General features: G+C 59.7%; 17 protein-coding genes. 11 read left to right on the top strand and 6 right to left on the bottom strand.

What is annotated here, in order from left to right:
* Positions 1–9 precede the first annotated feature (9 nt).
* The 3 genes from menB to menE are packed head-to-tail and all read left to right on the top strand — an operon-like array spanning position 10 to position 3,220.
* Entirely contained in the window at positions 10–867 is an 858-nt protein-coding gene (gene menB, locus ABLU88_RS05020) for a 1,4-dihydroxy-2-naphthoyl-CoA synthase (RefSeq protein ID WP_004123101.1), read from the top strand.
* Entirely contained in the window at positions 867–1,832 is a 966-nt protein-coding gene (menC, locus tag ABLU88_RS05015) for an o-succinylbenzoate synthase (RefSeq protein ID WP_348836193.1), read from the top strand. Before menB ends, menC begins: the two co-directional genes overlap by 1 nt.
* Entirely contained in the window at positions 1,829–3,220 is a 1,392-nt protein-coding gene (gene menE / locus ABLU88_RS05010; RefSeq protein WP_201993017.1) for an o-succinylbenzoate--CoA ligase, read from the top strand. Before menC ends, menE begins: the two co-directional genes overlap by 4 nt.
* Here menE and ABLU88_RS05005 read toward each other — a convergent pair.
* From ABLU88_RS05005 to ABLU88_RS04990, 4 genes are all read right to left on the bottom strand, one after another.
* Complete coding sequence (locus tag ABLU88_RS05005; protein WP_064357806.1) at positions 3,197–3,820, bottom strand: DUF2238 domain-containing protein; 624 nt, start codon at positions 3,818–3,820, stop codon at positions 3,197–3,199. The genes menE and ABLU88_RS05005 overlap by 24 nt on opposite strands.
* Before the next feature lie 105 nt (positions 3,821–3,925).
* Positions 3,926–5,446: a tripartite tricarboxylate transporter permease gene (locus ABLU88_RS05000; protein ID WP_014230236.1), complete on the bottom strand. Its 1,521-nt coding sequence runs from the start codon at positions 5,444–5,446 to the stop codon at positions 3,926–3,928.
* 11 nt (positions 5,447–5,457) lie between these two features.
* A complete protein-coding gene (locus tag ABLU88_RS04995; protein WP_025106692.1) occupies positions 5,458–5,889 on the bottom strand; it encodes a tripartite tricarboxylate transporter TctB family protein in 432 nt (143 codons plus the stop codon).
* Positions 5,890–5,904: 15 nt separating this feature from the next.
* Positions 5,905–6,879, bottom strand: coding sequence for a tripartite tricarboxylate transporter substrate binding protein (locus tag ABLU88_RS04990; RefSeq protein WP_170873299.1), 975 nt, complete (start codon positions 6,877–6,879; stop codon positions 5,905–5,907).
* Positions 6,880–7,019: 140 nt separating this feature from the next.
* Between ABLU88_RS04990 and tctD the strand changes: the two genes are divergently transcribed.
* Positions 7,020–7,694 (top strand): transcriptional regulator TctD, encoded by a 675-nt coding sequence (gene tctD, locus ABLU88_RS04985; RefSeq protein ID WP_014230233.1) that lies wholly within the window; start codon positions 7,020–7,022, stop codon positions 7,692–7,694.
* Positions 7,681–9,096, top strand: coding sequence for a sensor histidine kinase (locus ABLU88_RS04980; protein ID WP_014230232.1), 1,416 nt, complete (start codon positions 7,681–7,683; stop codon positions 9,094–9,096). Before tctD ends, ABLU88_RS04980 begins: the two co-directional genes overlap by 14 nt.
* Here the strand turns inward: ABLU88_RS04980 and nudI are convergent.
* The gene (nudI, locus tag ABLU88_RS04975) at positions 9,088–9,513 is read right to left on the bottom strand and encodes a nucleoside triphosphatase NudI (protein WP_221841640.1); all 426 of its coding nucleotides are present in this window, start codon (positions 9,511–9,513) and stop codon (positions 9,088–9,090) included. The two genes, ABLU88_RS04980 and nudI, sit on opposite strands and share 9 nt — an antisense overlap.
* A gap of 137 nt (positions 9,514–9,650) precedes the next feature.
* Between nudI and ABLU88_RS04970 the strand changes: the two genes are divergently transcribed.
* Complete coding sequence (locus ABLU88_RS04970; RefSeq protein WP_064404443.1) at positions 9,651–10,643, top strand: Rpn family recombination-promoting nuclease/putative transposase; 993 nt, start codon at positions 9,651–9,653, stop codon at positions 10,641–10,643.
* 48 nt (positions 10,644–10,691) lie between these two features.
* On the opposite strand, the gene ABLU88_RS04965 is transcribed toward ABLU88_RS04970, so the two are convergent.
* Entirely contained in the window at positions 10,692–12,140 is a 1,449-nt protein-coding gene (locus tag ABLU88_RS04965; RefSeq protein WP_032750700.1) for a catalase, read from the bottom strand.
* A 269-nt stretch (positions 12,141–12,409) separates the two neighbouring features.
* Here ABLU88_RS04965 and ABLU88_RS04960 point away from each other — a divergent pair, with 269 nt between their 5' ends.
* The 5 genes from ABLU88_RS04960 (at position 12,410) to ABLU88_RS04940 (ending at position 17,793) form a co-directional block, all read left to right on the top strand.
* A complete protein-coding gene (locus tag ABLU88_RS04960) occupies positions 12,410–12,952 on the top strand; it encodes a YfaZ family outer membrane protein (protein ID WP_004123076.1) in 543 nt (180 codons plus the stop codon).
* Between the two features lie 96 nt (positions 12,953–13,048).
* Positions 13,049–14,245 carry a nicotinamide mononucleotide deamidase-related protein YfaY gene (locus tag ABLU88_RS04955; protein WP_032750698.1) on the top strand — a complete coding sequence of 399 codons (1,197 nt, stop codon included), beginning with the start codon at positions 13,049–13,051 and terminating at the stop codon, positions 14,243–14,245.
* A 204-nt stretch (positions 14,246–14,449) separates the two neighbouring features.
* A complete protein-coding gene (locus tag ABLU88_RS04950) occupies positions 14,450–15,232 on the top strand; it encodes an IclR family transcriptional regulator (protein ID WP_004852774.1) in 783 nt (260 codons plus the stop codon).
* Between the two features lie 13 nt (positions 15,233–15,245).
* The gene (rhmD, locus tag ABLU88_RS04945; RefSeq protein WP_049083375.1) at positions 15,246–16,451 is read left to right on the top strand and encodes an L-rhamnonate dehydratase; all 1,206 of its coding nucleotides are present in this window, start codon (positions 15,246–15,248) and stop codon (positions 16,449–16,451) included.
* Between the two features lie 52 nt (positions 16,452–16,503).
* A complete protein-coding gene (locus tag ABLU88_RS04940) occupies positions 16,504–17,793 on the top strand; it encodes an MFS transporter (RefSeq protein ID WP_004852770.1) in 1,290 nt (429 codons plus the stop codon).
* The last annotated feature ends 9 nt before the right edge of the window (positions 17,794–17,802 follow it).

The raw sequence follows: 17,802 nt of genomic DNA, 5'->3' as shown, positions 1-17,802 counted from the left end.
GGACACTTTATGATCTCTCTTGATGAAGCCATGCTTTACGCCCCGATTGAATGGCAGGACTGCTCCGAAGGCTACACCGACATTCGTTACCAAAAATCGGCGGACGGGATTGCCAAAATTACTATCAACCGCCCGCAGGTACGCAACGCTTTCCGCCCGCTGACCGTCAAAGAGATGATTCAGGCGCTGGCGGATGCCCGCTATGACGACAATATTGGCGTCATCGTTCTGACCGGTGAAGGCGATAAAGCGTTTTGCGCCGGCGGCGATCAGAAAGTCCGCGGCGACTACGGCGGCTACCAGGATGATTCCGGCGTTCATCACCTCAACGTTCTCGATTTTCAGCGCCAGATCCGCACCTGCCCGAAACCGGTGGTGGCGATGGTGGCGGGGTACTCCATCGGCGGCGGCCACGTCCTGCATATGATGTGCGATCTGACTATCGCGGCGGAAAATGCCATCTTCGGCCAGACCGGCCCGAAAGTCGGCTCTTTCGACGGCGGCTGGGGCGCCTCCTATATGGCGCGCATCGTCGGGCAGAAAAAAGCCCGTGAGATCTGGTTCCTGTGCCGGCAGTACGACGCGCAGCAGGCGCTGGATATGGGGCTGGTGAATACCGTGGTGCCGCTGGCGGACCTGGAAAAAGAGACCGTGCGCTGGTGCCGGGAAATGCTGCAGAACAGCCCGATGGCGCTGCGCTGCCTGAAGGCGGCGCTGAACGCCGACTGCGACGGCCAGGCGGGACTGCAGGAGCTGGCGGGTAACGCCACCATGCTGTTTTACATGACCGAAGAGGGTCAGGAAGGGCGCAACGCTTTCAATCAGAAGCGCCAGCCGGACTTCAGCAAATTTAAACGGAATCCGTAATGCGGCAGGCGCAGGTCTACCGCTGGCAGCTACCGATGGACGCGGGAGTGGTGCTGCGTGAACGGCGGTTAAAAACCCGCGATGGTTTGCTTCTGCGCCTGCGCGACGGCGAGCGCGAAGGCTGGGGGGAAATATCTCCCCTGCCCGGATTCAGCCTGGAAACGCTGGATGAGGCGCAGGCTGCGCTGCTGGCGTGGGCGAGCGCCTGGCGCGATGGCGAAGAGGGCGCGTTGCCAACGCCGCCGTCGGCGGCTTTCGGGGCGAGCTGCGCAATGGCGGAACTGTGCGGCGAGCTGCCGCAGGCGGCGGACTATCGCGCGGCGCCGCTCTGCGCCGGCGATCCGGACGAGCTGTTCGCCAGGCTTTCGCTGATGCCCGGCGAAAAAGTCGCCAAGGTCAAAGTCGGCCTGTATGAGGCGGTGCGCGACGGCATGGTGGTCAACCTGCTGCTGGAGGCGATTCCCGATCTGACGCTACGCCTCGACGCTAATCGCGCCTGGACGCCGCTGAAAGCGCAGCAGTTTGCCAAATACGTGAATCCACACTATCGCAGCCGCATCGCCTTTCTCGAAGAACCCTGTAAAAACCGCGATGATTCGCGCGCTTTTGCCCAACAAACGGGTATTGCTATCGCCTGGGATGAGAGCCTGCGCGAGGCGGACTTTACCTTTGCCGCCGAGCCGGGGCTGCGGGCGGTGGTGATTAAACCGACGTTGACCGGCAGTCTGCAAAAAGTGCGGCAGCAGGTGGCGCAGGCGCATGCCCTGGGGCTAACGGCGGTCATCAGTTCCGCCATTGAGTCGAGCCTTGGCCTGACGCAGCTGGCGCGAATCGCCGCCTGGCTGACCCCGGACACGATCCCCGGTCTGGACACGCTGAGCCTGATGCGTGCCCAGCTGGTGCGCCGTTGGCCGGAAAGCGAGCTGCCGTGTCTGAACGTTGATGAGCTGGAACCGCTGCTGTGACCTTTAGCGACTGGCCCTGGCGCCACTGGAGGCGGCTGAGGGAAGAGGCTCAGCCGCTGCGCCTGAACGAGCGGCGGCTAAGCTGGCGGGAACTGTGCGCGCAAATTGATGCGCTGGCGGGGGGATTTCACGCCCAGGGCGTTCGCGACGGCGATGGCGTGCTGCTTCGCGCTTACAACCAGCCCGATGCTCTGCTGGCGTGGCTGGCCCTCCTGCAGTGCGGCGCGCGCGTCCTGCCGCTGAATCCGCAGCTGCCTGCTCCTCTGTTGGTGGAACTGCTGCCGTCTCTGGGACTGCGCCACGCGCTGGTGCTAAACGGCGGCGACCTTCCGGTGGCGCTTAATCCATTAGCGTTGCGCGCCGGCGACGGCGTGCACGCGGTCGCCTGGCGAGAAGATCGTATCGCGTCCATGACACTAACCTCGGGGTCGACGGGACTACCGAAAGCGGCGGTGCACGCTTTTCGCGCCCATCTTGCCAGCGCAGAGGGCGTGCTGGCGATGATACCCTTTGCGCCGCAGGACGACTGGCTGCTGTCGCTACCGCTGTTTCACGTTTCCGGCCAGGGGATTCTCTGGCGCTGGCTGTTAGCTGGCGCAGGCCTGACGGTACGCGACAAGCAGCCGCTGGAACAGGCGTTACGCGGCTGTACCCATGCCTCTCTGGTGCCGACCCAGCTCTGGCGCCTGCTCAGCGGCGACGCCGAGGTGTCGTTGAAAGCGGTTCTGCTCGGCGGCGCGGCGATCCCGGTGGCGCTAACCGAGCAGGCCGGTAAGCGCGGTATTCGCTGCTGGTGCGGCTACGGCCTCACCGAGTTTGCCTCCACGGTATGCGCTAAGGAGGCGGACGGCCTGGCGGATGTCGGGCAGCCGCTGCCGGGGCGCGAAGTGCGGATTGTCGATGGCGAAGTGTGGCTGCGGTCGGACAGCATCGCCGCAGGCTACTGGCGCGATGGGCAAATGGTCCCCCTCGCTAATGCCGACGGCTGGTTCGCCACTCGCGATCGGGGCCGGCTGGAGCACGGCAGGCTGACTATCCTCGGACGAGTGGACAACCTCTTTTTTAGCGGCGGAGAAGGTATTCAGCCGGAAGAAGTGGAGCGGGTGATTGGCGCTCATCCGTGGATTACGCAAGTTTTCATCGTGCCGCAGGATGATGCGGAGTTTGGCCAGCGGCCGGTGGCGGTGGTGGAGTGCGGCGAGCATGACGACCCGTCCGCGCTGGCGGGCTGGTGCGCCGATAAGCTGGCGCGCTTTCAGCAGCCGGTGCGCTGGCTGCGGCTGCCTGAATCGCTGAAAACCGGCGGAATTAAAATTTCCCGCCGGGCGCTACGTGACTGGGTCAACCAGCAGGCGATGCCCGACTCAGACGCGCTGGACGTTCAGTAGCTGCTTCGTATGCCAGCGGCCCAGCGCTAAAACGGTGGTCAGCGCGCCGAGCAGGGCGCAAAACATATCCGACTGGGTATCCCAGGGATCGCCCTGGGTGCCGAGAAACTCATCAGCGCCCTGTCCCAGCGCCAGCGCCGCCCACCATTCGATCAGTTCATAGACGGCGCTAATCGCCAGCGCAATACAGCAGACCACGAAACCGAGCATTTTTCGCCCGTGAACGTAGCCGCCGCGCAGCAGAATCTCCCGCGCCGCCAGCGCCGGCACCAGCCCCTGGAAAAAGTGCCCCAGCTTGTCATAGGGGTTACGGCTCAGTCCCAACCACGCCTGGACGTCAAAGCCGATGGGCACTTTCGCGTAGGTGTACATACCGCCGACCATCAAAATGATGGCATGGAAGAAAATCAGCGTGTAAAGCAGCGGCGTCAGCGGATAGCGCGAGCGCGTGGCCAGCAAAAGCGGAACGATGATAATCACCGGCGTCACTTCCATCAGCCAGGTGAGCTTATCCCCTGCGCTGATACCGGTGTAAACAAGTATCAGGGCCAGCGCCAGCGCGGCGAATGTTAACCCCGAACGGGATGCGGCGACGGTCATAACGGATCACCAGAAAGTTAAAACGATAACTATCAGGCAGATGTGGTGGAAATTCAACGTATAGCGTCATTGGCGGCGCTGAGCGACCGCCAATGACGTTGAGCATCAGGAAGAGGGCAGGTCGCCCTGCGTATTAAGCTGGCGCTTCCGCCAGTACCGCAGCAGCGGAGGGACAACAATCACCGCGATGGCCAGAAACAGAAGCGTTTTCGTTACGCCGCTTTGCCACAGAATCGCAACGTTGCCGTTGCTGATGGACAGCGCGCGGCGCAGGTTCTGCTCCAGCATCTCTCCCAGCACAAACCCTAAGATCAGCGGCGACATCGGGAAGTGCATTTTACGCATAATGTAGCCCAGCACTCCCAGCCCAACCATCAACAGCAGGTCGAAGGTGGTGCTGTGCACCGCGTAGACGCCGACCGCGGACACGGCGGCGATGGCCGGGGCCAGAAACCATAGCGGAATCGTCAGCATGCGGGTGAACAGGCCGATCAGCGGAATGTTCATAATCAGCAGCATCACGTTGGCGATGAGCAGCGCGGCAATTAACCCCCAGACGATATCCGGCTGTTCGGTAAACATCGCCGGTCCCGGCGTGATGTTGTAGAGGGTCAGGGCGCCCATCATCACCGCGGTGGTCCCGGAGCCGGGGACGCCGAGCGTGAGCATCGGAATAAACGAGCCGCAGGCGGAGGCGTTGTTCGCCGCTTCCGGCGCCGCGACGCCGCGAATATCGCCCTTGCCGAAGGTAGCGCTATTGCCGCTGAGCTTTTTCTCGGTCATATAGGTGATGGCGCTGGCAATGGTCGCCCCTGCGCCCGGCAGAATGCCGACAAAGAAACCCACCACCGATGAGCGCAGGGTCGCGCCCACGCACTGGCCCGCCTCTTTGGCGTTAAACAGCATGCGTCCGGTTTTCCGTACCAGCTTCTGCCCGCCGCTGGTGCTCTCCAGCATCAGCAAAATCTCCGAAACCGAAAAGAGCCCAATCACCACCACGATAAACTGCACGCCGTCGGAAAGATGAACGCTGTCGAACGTGAAGCGGTACACGCCGGTATTGGCATCAACGCCCACCGTCGCCAGCCCTAAACCGATTAACGCGGCGAGAAATGACTTCAGCGGATTTTCCGCCATCATGCTGCCAAGGCAGGCGATGGCAAAAATCATCAGGGCGAAATATTCCGCCGGGCCGAACGCCAGCGACCACTGCGCCAGCACCGGGGCGAACAGGATGATCCCGCCGATAGCGATCGTTGAACCCACAAAGGAGCTCACGGCAGAGATCGACAGCGCTACGCCGCCGCGCCCCTGCTGCGCCATCGGATAACCGTCGAGAGCGGTCATAATGGCGGCGGCATCACCGGGTACGTTAAGCAGGATAGACGAAATGCGCCCGCCGTATTCACAACCAATATAGACCGTAGCCAGCAGGATTAGCGCTGATTCCGCGGGCAGGTGCAGAGCAAAGGCCAGCGGCAGTAAGATCGCGACACCGTTAATCGGGCCCAGACCCGGCAGGAGACCGACGATAGTGCCAACAAAGCAGCCAATTAGCGCGATGGTCAGGTTGCCCGGCGTCATGGCAACGGCGAAGCCCTGTGATAAATAAATCCAGATATCCATAACCTTCTCCGTTAACTCAACCAAACGCCGAGCGGCAGGGTGACATCAAGCAGGGCGTCAAAGACGTACCACAGCGCGATGCCCATCGCGACGCCGGCTACCCCGGCGGCGGGCAGGGTGGCGCCAAACAGCAGGCCAAACGCGGCGGTCAGCAGCGCGGTGGCCAGAGGAAAACCCAGCCATTCAAAACCCCACGCATAGATCCCCAGCGCAACCACCATGGTTAATAGTCGTTGTAAAACCCGGCGCCCGGGCCACGTGATGGCGTCGGGCCGACGCAGAAGCAGCAAAACAGAGCATGCCAGCATCAGGCCGATAATGCCGACCGGGAAAGGGCGTGGGCCGACGGGTTCATAGGCGTATTCGCTGTGAATTTGCCAGGCGATAAACATTCCACCCGCGCAGAGCAGCAGCCACACTCCGGCAAAAATACGATCGCTCATCGCAACCTCCGTAAATTATTTGGCCAGGCCAAAGGATTTCGCCTGCAGGCGATACGCTTCCACCTGTTGTTTAACGTAGGCGTCCAGTTCCTTACCGTTCATATTGAATTCGAACAGGCCGCGCAGCTCGCGCTGCTTTTTGAACGCGTCGGTCTGCTGCAATTTCGTGAACTCATCCACCCACCACTGATAGTCGGCGTCGCTGACTTTCGGACCCACGAAGAAGCCGCGAATAATCGGCCAGACCAGGTCATAGCCCTGCTCTTTGGCGGTCGGCACATCGGCGAGGTCACCCGGCAGCCTTTCGTTAGCGAACACTGCCAGCACGCGGATTTTATTGCCCTGGAGATAAGGCACCATTTCGCTGAGATCGCCGGAGACCGCCTGTACGTGATTGCCCAGCAGCGCGGTGACCGGTTCGCCGCCGCCCTCAAACGCCACGTAGCGCATTTTGTGCGGATCGACGTTGGCTTTTTGCGCCAGCAGCGCCGCTTTCATCCAGTCCTGGCTACCAATGGAGGCGCCGGCGCCGATGACGATACTGGCGGGATTTTTTTCCATCGCCGCCATAAACGACGGCAGGTCTTTCCACGGCGAGTCGGTGCGGACGGCGATCATGCCGTAATCGGTGCCGACGCTGGCCAGCCAGCGCACATCATCCACGCCGTAGCGGCCAAACTTGCCCTGCGCCAGGTTGAGCAGCGAGCCGCCGGAGAACGCGACCACGGTACCGGGTTCGCCGGGGCGCTGGGCGACGATCGCGTTGTAGGCCACAGCGCCTACGCCGCCGGGCATGTAGGTGACGCGCATCGGTTTTTCGATGGCGCCGGTTTCCATCAGGCTGACCTGGATCAGCTTGCAGGTGAGGTCGAAGCCGCCGCCGGGCTTGGCGGGCGCGATACATTCGGTACGGGAAGGCGCCTCGGCGGCCAGGGCAGAGGCGGTTAAAAGGCATAATGCAATGGCGCCAGCACGGCGCAGGAATGGCATATTCATAAGCTTCCTCAGTCAGATACAGGAGACGTTTTTTTAATTATGTGAACCGGCATGTGGCTATTCGGTTGCGTGATTGTTAAAACAATTACCTTTCATTTCCCTTTCAATGCGGCAGCAACTTTTCAGGATGTGATATGCGTCTCTTACTGGCAGAAGATAACCGTGAGCTGGCTCACTGGCTGGAGAAAGCGCTGGTGCAGGGCGGGTTTGCCGTGGACTGCGTATTGGATGGTCGCGCGGCCGATCATCTGCTGCAAAGCGAAAAATATGCGCTGGCGGTGCTGGATATTGGCATGCCGGGACTCGACGGTCTGGAGGTGGTGCAGCGCCTGCGAAAGCGCGGGCAGACCCTTCCCGTCTTGCTACTCACTGCCCGCAGCGCGGTGGCGGATCGGGTTAAAGGGCTGAACGTCGGCGCCGATGACTATTTGCCGAAACCTTTTGAGCTTGAAGAGCTGGATGCCAGGCTGCGCGCGCTGCTGCGGCGTAGCGAAGGCCAGGTGCATGAGGTTCAGCAGATCGGCGCGCTGGAATATCGCGATGAAGGCTATTTTTTACTCTGCGGACAAACGCTGTCGTTGACGCCGCGCGAGCAGGCGCTGCTGACGGTGCTGATGTTTCGCCGTACGCGGCCGGTGTCGCGCCAGCAGCTGTTTGAACAGGTTTTCAGCCTGAACGATGACGTCAGCCCGGAAAGCATCGAGCTGTATATCCATCGTCTGCGTAAGAAACTTCAGGAGAGCAACGTGCGTATCGTGACCCTGCGCGGCCTGGGCTACGTGCTGGAGCTCGCTCATGAGGTGGGGTAAACCGCAGTCGTTATTCGCTCAACTGTTGCTGTTTCTCGGCCTGCCGCTGGTTTTGCTATGGGGGCTGTCGGCGTTCAATAGCTACGTCAGCGCTCTGCAGGCGGCAACCCAGGCTTACGATCGCACGCTGCTTTCATCCGCCCGCACGGTGGCGGAACGCCTGGTGGTTCGCCGCGGTAGGCTGGAGGTGAATGTCCCCTGGGTGGTGCTGGACAGCTTCGAGCTGAATATGAACGATCGGCTGTACTATAAGGTACTCGATCCCGAGAAGCGGGTGATTTCCGGTTTTGACGACCTGCCATCGATGCCGCCATCGACCTCTCGAACCGAGCTCTATCCGGCGCTGGCGTGGTTTTATCATACTGAATATCGCGGTCAGGCTATCCGCGTGGCGCGCCTGCTGCAGCCGGTTAACGAAGGCGGCGTTGTCGGCATGGCGGAAATCTACATCGCCGAAACGCTGCAGTCGCGGCGCTGGCTGGCGGGACAGCTGCTGTTTTCATCATGGATCTCGCAGGGGCTATTAGTGCTGTTGACGCTGGTGCTCACCGGCTGGCTGCTGCGCCGCGTGCTGCGGCCGATGCGCCGGCTTTCGGCGCTCATGGTGCGGCGCGAACCCGGCCTGCTGACGCCGCTGCCGGAGCTGCTGCCGTGGTCGGAAACCCGTCTGCTGATCGTGGCCTTTAACCGCTATATCGACCGGTTACGGGTGATGATCTCCCGCCAGGAGCGCTTTAGCGCCGACGCGTCGCATCAGCTCAAAACGCCGTTAGCGGTGTTGAAAACGCAGGCCTCAGTGGCGCTGGCGAGCGGCGATCCCCGGCTGTGGCGAGAGAGCCTGGAGGCGATGAGCGGCACGCTTGACAGTACGATTCTGCTTACCGAACGCCTGCTGCAGCTGGCTACCATCAAACGGAAAGAGCAGGGCGAGCACGCGTTCCCGCCGGTGGACCTGCATGAGATCGTCCACAACAGCTGTTTTTCGCGTCTTCAGCAGGCGCGGAGCAAGGCTATCGATCTCGGCTATGAGGGGGAACCCTCGACGGTGACCATTGCCGGCGATGGCGTGCTGTTGAGCGAGCTGTGCGCGAATCTGCTGGATAACGCGATTCGCTATACGCCGCAGGGCGGTATCGTCACGGTCAGCCTGCATCGTGACGGAGAGGCGGTGCTGCTGGAGGTCGAAGACAGCGGGCCGGGGATCGATGATGCGCAGATTCAGCAGGCGCTCATGCCGTTCCATCGTCTGGAAAACGTGGGTGACAACCCCGGCGCCGGGCTCGGACTGGCGCTGGTCAGCGATATTGCGCGCCTGCACCGCAGCCATCCGCAGCTGCTGCGTAGCGAAACGCTGGGCGGGCTGAAGGTCAGGCTGCGCTTTTTGCGCGCTTGTTCAGAGTAGGCCTTTCAGGGTGAGCGTCCTGCGGGTCGCCGCGTTCAAATCATAGTGGGGAAGATCTTCTGCCTTCACCCAGGCGTAGTCCTGAAACTCCTCGTTGATCGTCACTTCGCGATTGGCGCTGATGCAGTCGAAGATCAGGTAAATCATATAAATCTCTTCCCGGCGGCCATCGGCGTAGGTTTTAACCCGGATATCGTCGCTAAAGGTCCACGGCGTAATCTGGGTCAGCTGCAGATTTTCGCCCAGCTCCTCGCGAATTTCTCGCCGCAGCGCCTCTTCAATGCGCTCGCCTGGCTCGACGCCGCCGCCGGAGAGCGCCCACTGGCCGGGAAATACGCCGCGATCGTCGGCCATTTTGCACAGCAGATAGTGGCCTTCATGTTGAATGAGCGGGCAGACGATAGTCCTTTGACGCATGATTTCTCCTTACTGATGACAGGGATAACTAACGGGAAGGCCCAGTTTGCGAGCCGCCTCGGCAAACCGCAAGCGAAAACGCGCGGCGAACGCGTGCGGTGGTAGGGTGAGCGTAGGTTAACGGGTCAGGGGCCATCATGGAACAGATAGCAAGCCACTCACCGCACGATGCGGTGTTTAAACATCTTTTGTCCCAACGGGCAACGGCGCGCGATTTTTTGTCTATTCATTTGCCGAAGCATTTGCGGGAACAGTGCGATCTGCGAACGCTGCAGCTGGAATCCGGCAGTTTTATTGAAGAGGACCTACGCGCAAGCCATTCGGATATTCTTTATTCGCTAAAAACCCAGCACGGAGAGGGGTACATCTACATTCTTATTGAGCATCAAAGCTCTCCCGACAGGCATATGGCGTTTCGCCTGATGCGATACGCCATCGCGGCCATGCAGCGCCACCTTGATAAAGGGCATCATCAGCTGCCGCTGGTTATTCCTCTGCTATTTTATCACGGCAGGATCGCTCCTTACCCGTACTCGACGCGCTGGCTGGATGATTTCCCTCAGCCAGAGGTGGCCGAGCGGCTGTATAGCCAGCGTTTTCCACTGATAGACGTCACGGTGATTCCTGACGATCGGCTTGTGCAGCACCGCCGTGTCGCTATGCTGGAACTGCTGCAAAAACATATCCGCCAGCGGGATTTGATGGACATTTCTGAGCAACTGGTCAGGATATTATCCTTGGGATACACTACGCGTCGGCAGTTTAAAACTTTGCTGAATTATATGCTTCAGGCGGGCAACGCCGCCGATCCGGTGGCCTTTTTACGCAAGCTCGCGCAAAAGACGCCACTCAAGCCGCATAAGGAGACGCTGATGAATATTGCTCATTTTCTGGAAGAGCGTGGCCGTAAAGAGGGGGTCCTTCAGGGAATGAAGGCGGGGATAGAAAAAGGTTTACGAAAGGGTCGACAGGAAGGCCGGAATGAAGGCCGACAAGAAGGCCGGCATCAAGGACAGCAGGAGGCGACGCAACGCATTGCTCAGGCGATGCTGGATGATGGGCTTGAGCCCTCTCAGGTCGCAAAGCTAACCGGTTTGTCGCTGCGGCAGCTCGCTAAGCTTCAGCACTAAGCGCGTTTAAAAACCGTAAAATGGCAGCCGCAAGGGCTGCCATCAGCATTACTCTCCGTGCTTTAAGGCTTTCAGCGCCGCAGCCACGCCCGCGCCGTAGTCGGGGTGGACTTCACTGAACAGGCCAATTTGTCGCTGCTGAATAAACTCAGGGATATCCCGCATATCATTGGCGATACGCTGGAACATACGCTGATGTTCCTCTTCGCTTAATAGCTCAAACAGCCTGCGCGGCTGGCTGAAGTAGTCGTTATCTTCCCGATGATTCCAGTGGGCCGCCGCGCCTTCAAGGCTTAAAGGCGGCTCGCTAAAGTCCGGCTGTTCCTGAAACGCGCCAAAGCTGTTGGGTTCATAGGTGACGCCGTTGCCGCTATTGCCGTCAACGCGCATCGCGCCGTCGCGGTGGTAGTTATGGAACGGGCAGCGCGGCGCATTGACCGGAATTTGATGATGGTTGACGCCCAGACGATAGCGCTGGGTATCGCCGTAGGAGAACAGCCGTCCCTGCAGCATGCGATCCGGAGAGAAGCCGATCCCGGGCACCACGTTGGCCGGATTCATCGCGACCTGCTCAACTTCTGCGAAGTAGTTGTCCGGGTTGCGGTTGAGCTCCAGCACGCCGACTTCCATCAGCGGATAATCAGCGTGCGGCCAGATTTTGGTCAGATCGAAGGGGTTATAAGGGACCCGGCTGGCGTCCGCTTCCGGCATGATCTGCACGTAGAAGGTCCAGCGCGGGAAATCGCCTTTTTCAATCGATTCATAGAGATCGCGCTGCGAACTCTCGCGGTCCTCTGCCACCAGGCGTTTCGCTTCATCATCCATCAGGTTGGCGATCCCCTGCTGGGATTTGAAGTGGAATTTCACCCAAAAACGTTCGTTATCGGCATTAATAAAGCTGAACGCGTGGCTGCCGAAACCGTGCATATGGCGATAGGAACGCGGGAGGCCGCGGTCGCTGAAATCAATCGTTAACTGATGCAGCGTTTCCGGCAGCAGGGAGAAAAAGTCCCATTTCCAGGTGGGGTTACGCAGGTTGGTGCGCGGGTCGCGCTTCACGACGTGGTTAAGGTCGGGAAACTTCAGCGGGTCGCGAAGGTAGAAAATGGGCGTATTGTTGCCCACCAGATCCCAGTTGCCTTCTTCGGTATAAAACTTGATCGAGAAACCGCGAATATCGCGCTCGGCGTCAGCGGCGCCGCGTTCTCCGGCGACGGTTGAGAAGCGCAGGAACAGATCGGTGGTTTTACCGATTTCGGCAAACAGTTTTGCGCGGGTATAGCGGGTGATATCGCGGGTAATGGTCAGTTTACCGTAAGCGCCGGAGCCTTTAGCGTGCATTCGGCGTTCCGGGATAACCTCACGGTCGAAGTGGGCCAGTTTTTCCAGAAACCAGACATCCTGCAGCAGCATCGGGCCGCGCGGGCCTGCGGTGACGACATTGTTATTATCGACAACCGGGGCGCCGGCGGCGGTGGTTAATCCTTTTTTGCTCATCTTTATCTCCTGACAAAGTTTTATGTAACTTATTCATCTCTTTGCGACGACGAAATAAGCTGGAGCCTATTTGTATAATAAAGGCTGAGACCCAGCAATTTGACCCTGACTATTGAATTGATATCTGAGACCGTTAACAAGGCTCCCGAAGCAACTGGTTACAATCACGCGGTAAAAGCGCGCTATAACGCATTGATTCCTTAAAACGGAGCAGTACAATTTCGCGGTTTTTTGGGATTTTCTTATTATTATTTTCTGGATAGATAAAAATGAAAAAAAGCATATTTATGGCCCTGGCCGGCATGATGTTCGTCTCGACGGCGGCAAATGCGATCAGCGTCAGCGGGCAGGCCGGCGAGCACTACACTAACCTTGGCGTCGGATTCGGTACGGAATCGACCGGCCTGGCGGTAACCGGCAACTGGCTGCACAATGATGACGACGGCGATGCGGCGGGGCTGGGATTGGGCCTGAACATTCCCTTGGGGCCATTCTTGGCCACCGTGGGCGGAAAAGGCGTTTACACCAACCCGAACAATGGCGATGAAGGCTACGCGGCGGCGGTTGGCGGCGGTCTGCAGTGGAAAATCGGCGACAGCTTCCGTCTGTTCGGCGAATACTATTACTCTCCCGATTCACTCTCCAGCGGTATCGACAGCTATCAGGAAGCCAATGCCGGCGCGCGCTTTACTATTATGCGTCCTCTGAGCATCGAAGCCGGTTACCGCTACCTTAACCTGGCGGGTAAAGACGGCAACCGCGATAACGCGGTCGCGGACGGTCCGTACGTCGGCGTCAACGCCAGCTTCTAATCTCTCCGGCGCGGTATTCCGCCGCGCCTGATTTTCAGGCTTTTTCACCAGCCGCTTTGCGATATAGTATTTCTACTTATCAGGCTGGAGTTCACAATGTTAAACGTGGAAATGCTGTCCACCGGCGATGAAGTGCTGCATGGGCAAATCATCGACACCAATGCCGCGTGGCTGGCGGATTTCTTTTTTAATCAAGGATTACCCTTAAAGCGTCGCCATACCGTGGGTGACGACCTCGACTCCCTGGTGGCGATTTTACGCGAGCGCAGCGAACACGCTGACGTGCTGATCGTTAACGGCGGCCTGGGGCCGACCAGCGACGATTTGAGCGCGCTGGCCGCGGCGACGGCCAAAGGCGAAGGGTTAATTCTGCACGAAGATTGGCTGGAAACCATGACCCGTTTCTTTGCCGAGCGCGGAAGACCCATGGCCGCCAGCAATCGTAAACAGGCGGAAATTCCCCAAAGCGCCGAGATGATCAACAACCCGGTCGGGACCGCATGCGGTTTTGCTGTGCAGCTAAACCGCTGCCTGATGTTTTTTACTCCCGGCGTGCCTTCCGAATTTAAGGTGATGGTTGAACAGGAAATCTTACCGCGCCTGCGCGAACGTTTCCCGCTATCCGCTGCGCCGCTGTGTTTGCGCCTGACCACCTTCGGCCGTTCCGAAAGCGAACTGGCGCAGAGCCTCGACCATCTGCAGCTGCCACCGGGCGTCGTGATGGGCTATCGCTCCTCAATGCCGATTATCGAACTGAAGCTGACCGGGCCTGCCGAACAGCGCGAGGCGATGCTGGCGCTGTGGCCGGAAGTGCAGAAGGTGGCCGGAGAGAGCATGATTTTCGAAGGTACCGAAGGCCTGCCTGCGCAGATCGCCCGTCGCCTGCAGCAGCGTCAGCTAAGCCTGACGCTGAGTGAGCAGTTTACCGGTGGTCTGCTGGCGCTACAGCTTTCTCGCGTCAACGCTCCGCTGTTGGCCAGCGAAGTCATTCCGGCGCAGGAGGAGACCCTGGCGCAGTCTGCGCGCTGGGCGGCGGAACGGCGCGAAAAACACTTTGCCGGCCTGGCGCTGGCGGTGAGTGGTCAGGAGAGCGATCACCTGAACTTTGCGCTTTCCACGCCGGACGGCACCCACGCGCTGCGGGTGAAATTCACCACCAACCGCCACAGCCTCCAGGTGCGTCAGGAAGTGTGCGCGATGATGGCCCTCAACATGCTGCGCCGCTGGCTGAACGGCCAGCCGGTGGCCGGTGAACACGGCTGGATTAACGTCGTCGAATCTCTCTCAGCGTAAACCCACCTCCGCGTCGGGAGCCCCTCCCGGCGCGCGATGAGTCCAGCCTGTTGTACTTGCTTTAAAATATTCTGTGCACTATCTCGCATTTTTCTCCCTCTGAACGTCCACCCGGCTGGAATAGCGTCGTCATTTGAAGTCGCTCACAATTTACACGCCCGACAACCGCAACACTGATTCCAGTATTCAGGATTGGAGTCCAGTATGTTGGAATCAAGCAAAGTCCCGGCGCTGACCCGCGCCATTGATATTCTCAATCTGATCGCCCGCATCGGCCCCTGCAGCGCGGCGACCATTATTGACGAACTGGGTATTCCGAAAAGCACCGCCTATCTGCTGCTGGGAGAGCTGAAAAAACAGCGCTTCCTCAGCATGGATAATCAGGATAACTACTGCCTGTGGACCAAGCTGGTTGAGCTGGCCGGGCAGGCGCTGAGCAAAATGGACCTGCGCGAACTGGCGCGCCCGCGCCTGACGCAGCTGATGGATCAGTGCGGGCTGCTCTGCCACCTGGGCATCATCGACAGCGGCAACGCCTACTACATTCTGAAGATTGAATCCCCGGCCACCATCAGCGTGCGTTCGCACGAAGGTAAGAGCCTGTCGTTATATCGTTCCGGCATTGGTAAATGCCTGCTGGCCTGGCAGCCCGAGCGGGTTCAGGAGTCGATTATCAGCGAGCTGCAGTGGGAGCGGGCGACGCCAACCACCATCACCAGCGCCCAACAGCTTCGTGATGAACTGGGCCGTATTCGCGCCCGCGGCTGGAGCTTCGATAACGGCGAAGACTATCCCGACGTTCGCTGCGTGGCGGCGCCGGTTTTTAATGCCAATAACGAGCTGACCGCCGCCATTTCCGTGGTGGGTACCCGTCTGCAAATCAATGAAGACAATCGCGATTACCTCGCCGGTAGGGCGATTGCCTGCGCCAAAGATATTTCCCGTCTGCTGGGGTGGAAAAGCCCCTTCGAACAACAAGCCTCATAATAAGGAGAAGATCATGACCCTACCGAAAATTAAACACGTCCGCGCCTGGTTTATCGGCGGTGCTACCGCAGAGAAAGGCGCTGGCGGCGGCGATTATCATGACCAGGGGGCGAATCACTGGATTGACGATCATATCGCCACGCCGATGAGCAAATATAAACAGTATGAACAGTCCCGCCAGTCGTTTGGCATCAACGTTCTCGGCACGCTGATCGTTGAGGTCGAAGCCGAAAACGGGCAGACCGGCTTTGCGGTATCGACCGCCGGCGAAATGGGCTGCTTTATCGTGGAAAAACACCTCAACCGCTTTATCGAAGGCAAGTGCGTCAGCGATATCAAACTGATCCATGACCAGATGCTCAACGCCACCCTGTACTACTCCGGATCCGGCGGCCTGGTGATGAATACGATTTCCTGCGTCGACCTGGCGCTGTGGGATCTGTTCGGCAAAGTGGTGGGATTACCGGTATACAAACTGCTGGGCGGCGCGGTACGCGATGAAATTCAGTTCTACGCCACCGGGGCGCGTCCGGACCTGGCGAAAGAGATGGGCTTTATTGGCGGCAAGATGCCGACCCACTGGGGGCCGCACGATGGCGACGCGGGGATCCGCAAAGATGCCGCCATGGTGGCCGATATGCGCGAAAAGTGCGGCCCGGACTTTTGGCTGATGCTGGACTGCTGGATGAGCCAGGACGTTAACTACGCCACTAAACTGGCCCACGCCTGCGCGCCCTCTAATCTTAAGTGGATCGAAGAGTGCCTGCCGCCACAGCAGTATGAAGGCTATCGCGAGCTGAAACGCAATGCCCCGGCCGGCATGATGGTCACCAGCGGCGAGCACCACGGTACGCTGCAATCCTTCCGCACGCTGTCGGAAACCGGCATCGATATTATGCAGCCTGACGTAGGCTGGTGCGGCGGCCTGACCACGCTGGTGGAGATTGCGGCGATCGCCAAATCGCGCGGCCAGCTGGTGGTGCCGCACGGCTCGTCGGTCTATTCGCATCATGCGGTTATTACCTTTACCAACACGCCGTTCAGCGAATTCCTGATGACCAGCCCGGACTGCTCAACGATGCGTCCGCAGTTTGACCCGATTCTGGTTGATGAGCCGGTACCGGTGGACGGGCGCATTCATAAAACCGTTCTGGATAAACCGGGCTTCGGCGTTGAGCTGAACCGCGACTGCAACCTGAAACGTCCTTATAGCCACTGATCCCGTCGTGCCGCACAGCGTTGATGTGCGGCCTATTGTTGAGGATATTACGATGAGCAACGCCTTGCTTGAGAGCGTGGTGAAGAAAAACCGCGCCCGTTTGATCCCCTTTATGCTGGCGCTGTACGTGCTGGCGTTTCTTGACCGTTCGAATATCGGCTTTGCCAAAGAGACCTACCAGTTGGATACCGGTCTGAGCAACGAAGCCTATGCGCTGGGGGCAGGGATTTTCTTTGTGGTGTACGCCTTTCTCGGGGTGCCCGCTAACCTGCTGATGCGCAAATTCGGCGCAAGAAAGTGGATCGGCTGCACCACCTTGCTGTGGGGGCTTCTCTCCGCGGCGATGGCGTGGGCGGATACCGAAGCGAAGTTTCTGCTGGTGCGCACCCTGCTGGGCGCCGCGGAAGCGGGCTTCTTCCCGGGCATGATCTACCTGACGTCCCAGTGGTTTCCGCAGCAGAACCGCGCCAGCATTATGGGGCTGTTTTATATGGGCGCGCCGCTGGCGCTGACCCTCGGGTCGCCGCTCTCCGGCGCGCTGCTGGAAATGCATGGTTTTATGGGGCATCCCGGCTGGTTCTGGATGTTTATCATTGAGGGGCTGCTGGCGGTCGGCGCGGGGTTCTTCACCTTCTTCTGGCTCGACGATACGCCGCAAAAGGCGCGCTTCCTGAGCGCTGCCGAAAAACAGGCGTTAATCAGCGAGCTGGCCAGCGAAGAGCAGAAAAAGGTGACCTCGCGTTTGTCCGATGCGCTGCGCAACGGCCGCGTCTGGCAGCTGGCGATTATCTATCTCACCATTCAGGTGGCGGTTTACGGCCTGATCTTCTTCCTGCCAACCCAGGTTGCCGCGCTGCTCGGCACCAAGGTGGGGTTCGTGGCGTCGGTGGTGACCGCGATCCCGTGGGTGGCGGCGCTGTTCGGTACCTGGCTGATTCCGCGCTACTCCGACCGCACCGGCGAGCGGCGTAATGTGGCGGCATTCACCCTGCTGGCGGCGGCAATTGGCATTGCGGTCTCCGGGCTGGTGTCGCCGGTGCTGGCGATTATCGCGCTGTGCGTTGCCGCCGTCGGCGTCATTGCCGTGCAGCCGGTCTTCTGGACCATGCCGACGCAGCTGTTGTCCGGTACGGCGCTGGCCGCTGGCATCGGCTTTGTGAACCTGTTCGGCGCTATCGGCGGGTTTCTGGCGCCCATTATCCGCGTCCAGGCTGAAACCATGTTCGCCAGTGATTCTGCCGGATTAGTGACGCTCGCCTGCGTGGCGATTGTCGGGGTGGTTATTATCTTTTCACTGCGCGTGAACCGCGCCGTGCCGCAGGCTGGCAGCGTACAGCATTAATGTAAGGGA

Source organism: Klebsiella sp. GW_Kp182, assembly GCF_040062275.1.
Taxonomy (GTDB): domain Bacteria; phylum Pseudomonadota; class Gammaproteobacteria; order Enterobacterales; family Enterobacteriaceae; genus Klebsiella; species Klebsiella michiganensis.
The sequence above is the reverse complement of the archived record's forward strand: the minus strand, read 5'-3'. Positions and strand labels throughout refer to the sequence as shown.

Excerpts from the sequence above, each read along its gene's own strand:
- menC (WP_348836193.1), top strand. The coding sequence starts at position 867 with ATGCGGCAGGCGCAGGTCTACCGCTGGCAGCTACCGATGGACGCGGGA.
- ABLU88_RS04990 (WP_170873299.1), bottom strand. The coding sequence starts at position 6,879 with ATGCCATTCCTGCGCCGTGCTGGCGCCATTGCATTATGCCTTTTAACC.
- menB (WP_004123101.1), top strand. The coding sequence starts at position 10 with ATGATCTCTCTTGATGAAGCCATGCTTTACGCCCCGATTGAATGGCAG.
- ABLU88_RS05005 (WP_064357806.1), bottom strand. The coding sequence starts at position 3,820 with ATGACCGTCGCCGCATCCCGTTCGGGGTTAACATTCGCCGCGCTGGCG.
- tctD (WP_014230233.1), top strand. The coding sequence starts at position 7,020 with ATGCGTCTCTTACTGGCAGAAGATAACCGTGAGCTGGCTCACTGGCTG.
- ABLU88_RS04950 (WP_004852774.1), top strand. The coding sequence starts at position 14,450 with ATGTTGGAATCAAGCAAAGTCCCGGCGCTGACCCGCGCCATTGATATT.
- rhmD (WP_049083375.1), top strand. The coding sequence starts at position 15,246 with ATGACCCTACCGAAAATTAAACACGTCCGCGCCTGGTTTATCGGCGGT.
- ABLU88_RS04995 (WP_025106692.1), bottom strand. The coding sequence starts at position 5,889 with ATGAGCGATCGTATTTTTGCCGGAGTGTGGCTGCTGCTCTGCGCGGGT.
- ABLU88_RS04955 (WP_032750698.1), top strand. The coding sequence starts at position 13,049 with ATGTTAAACGTGGAAATGCTGTCCACCGGCGATGAAGTGCTGCATGGG.
- nudI (WP_221841640.1), bottom strand. The coding sequence starts at position 9,513 with ATGCGTCAAAGGACTATCGTCTGCCCGCTCATTCAACATGAAGGCCAC.
- ABLU88_RS04965 (WP_032750700.1), bottom strand. The coding sequence starts at position 12,140 with ATGAGCAAAAAAGGATTAACCACCGCCGCCGGCGCCCCGGTTGTCGAT.
- ABLU88_RS05000 (WP_014230236.1), bottom strand. The coding sequence starts at position 5,446 with ATGGATATCTGGATTTATTTATCACAGGGCTTCGCCGTTGCCATGACG.
- ABLU88_RS04980 (WP_014230232.1), top strand. The coding sequence starts at position 7,681 with ATGAGGTGGGGTAAACCGCAGTCGTTATTCGCTCAACTGTTGCTGTTT.
- ABLU88_RS04970 (WP_064404443.1), top strand. The coding sequence starts at position 9,651 with ATGGAACAGATAGCAAGCCACTCACCGCACGATGCGGTGTTTAAACAT.
- ABLU88_RS04960 (WP_004123076.1), top strand. The coding sequence starts at position 12,410 with ATGAAAAAAAGCATATTTATGGCCCTGGCCGGCATGATGTTCGTCTCG.
- ABLU88_RS04940 (WP_004852770.1), top strand. The coding sequence starts at position 16,504 with ATGAGCAACGCCTTGCTTGAGAGCGTGGTGAAGAAAAACCGCGCCCGT.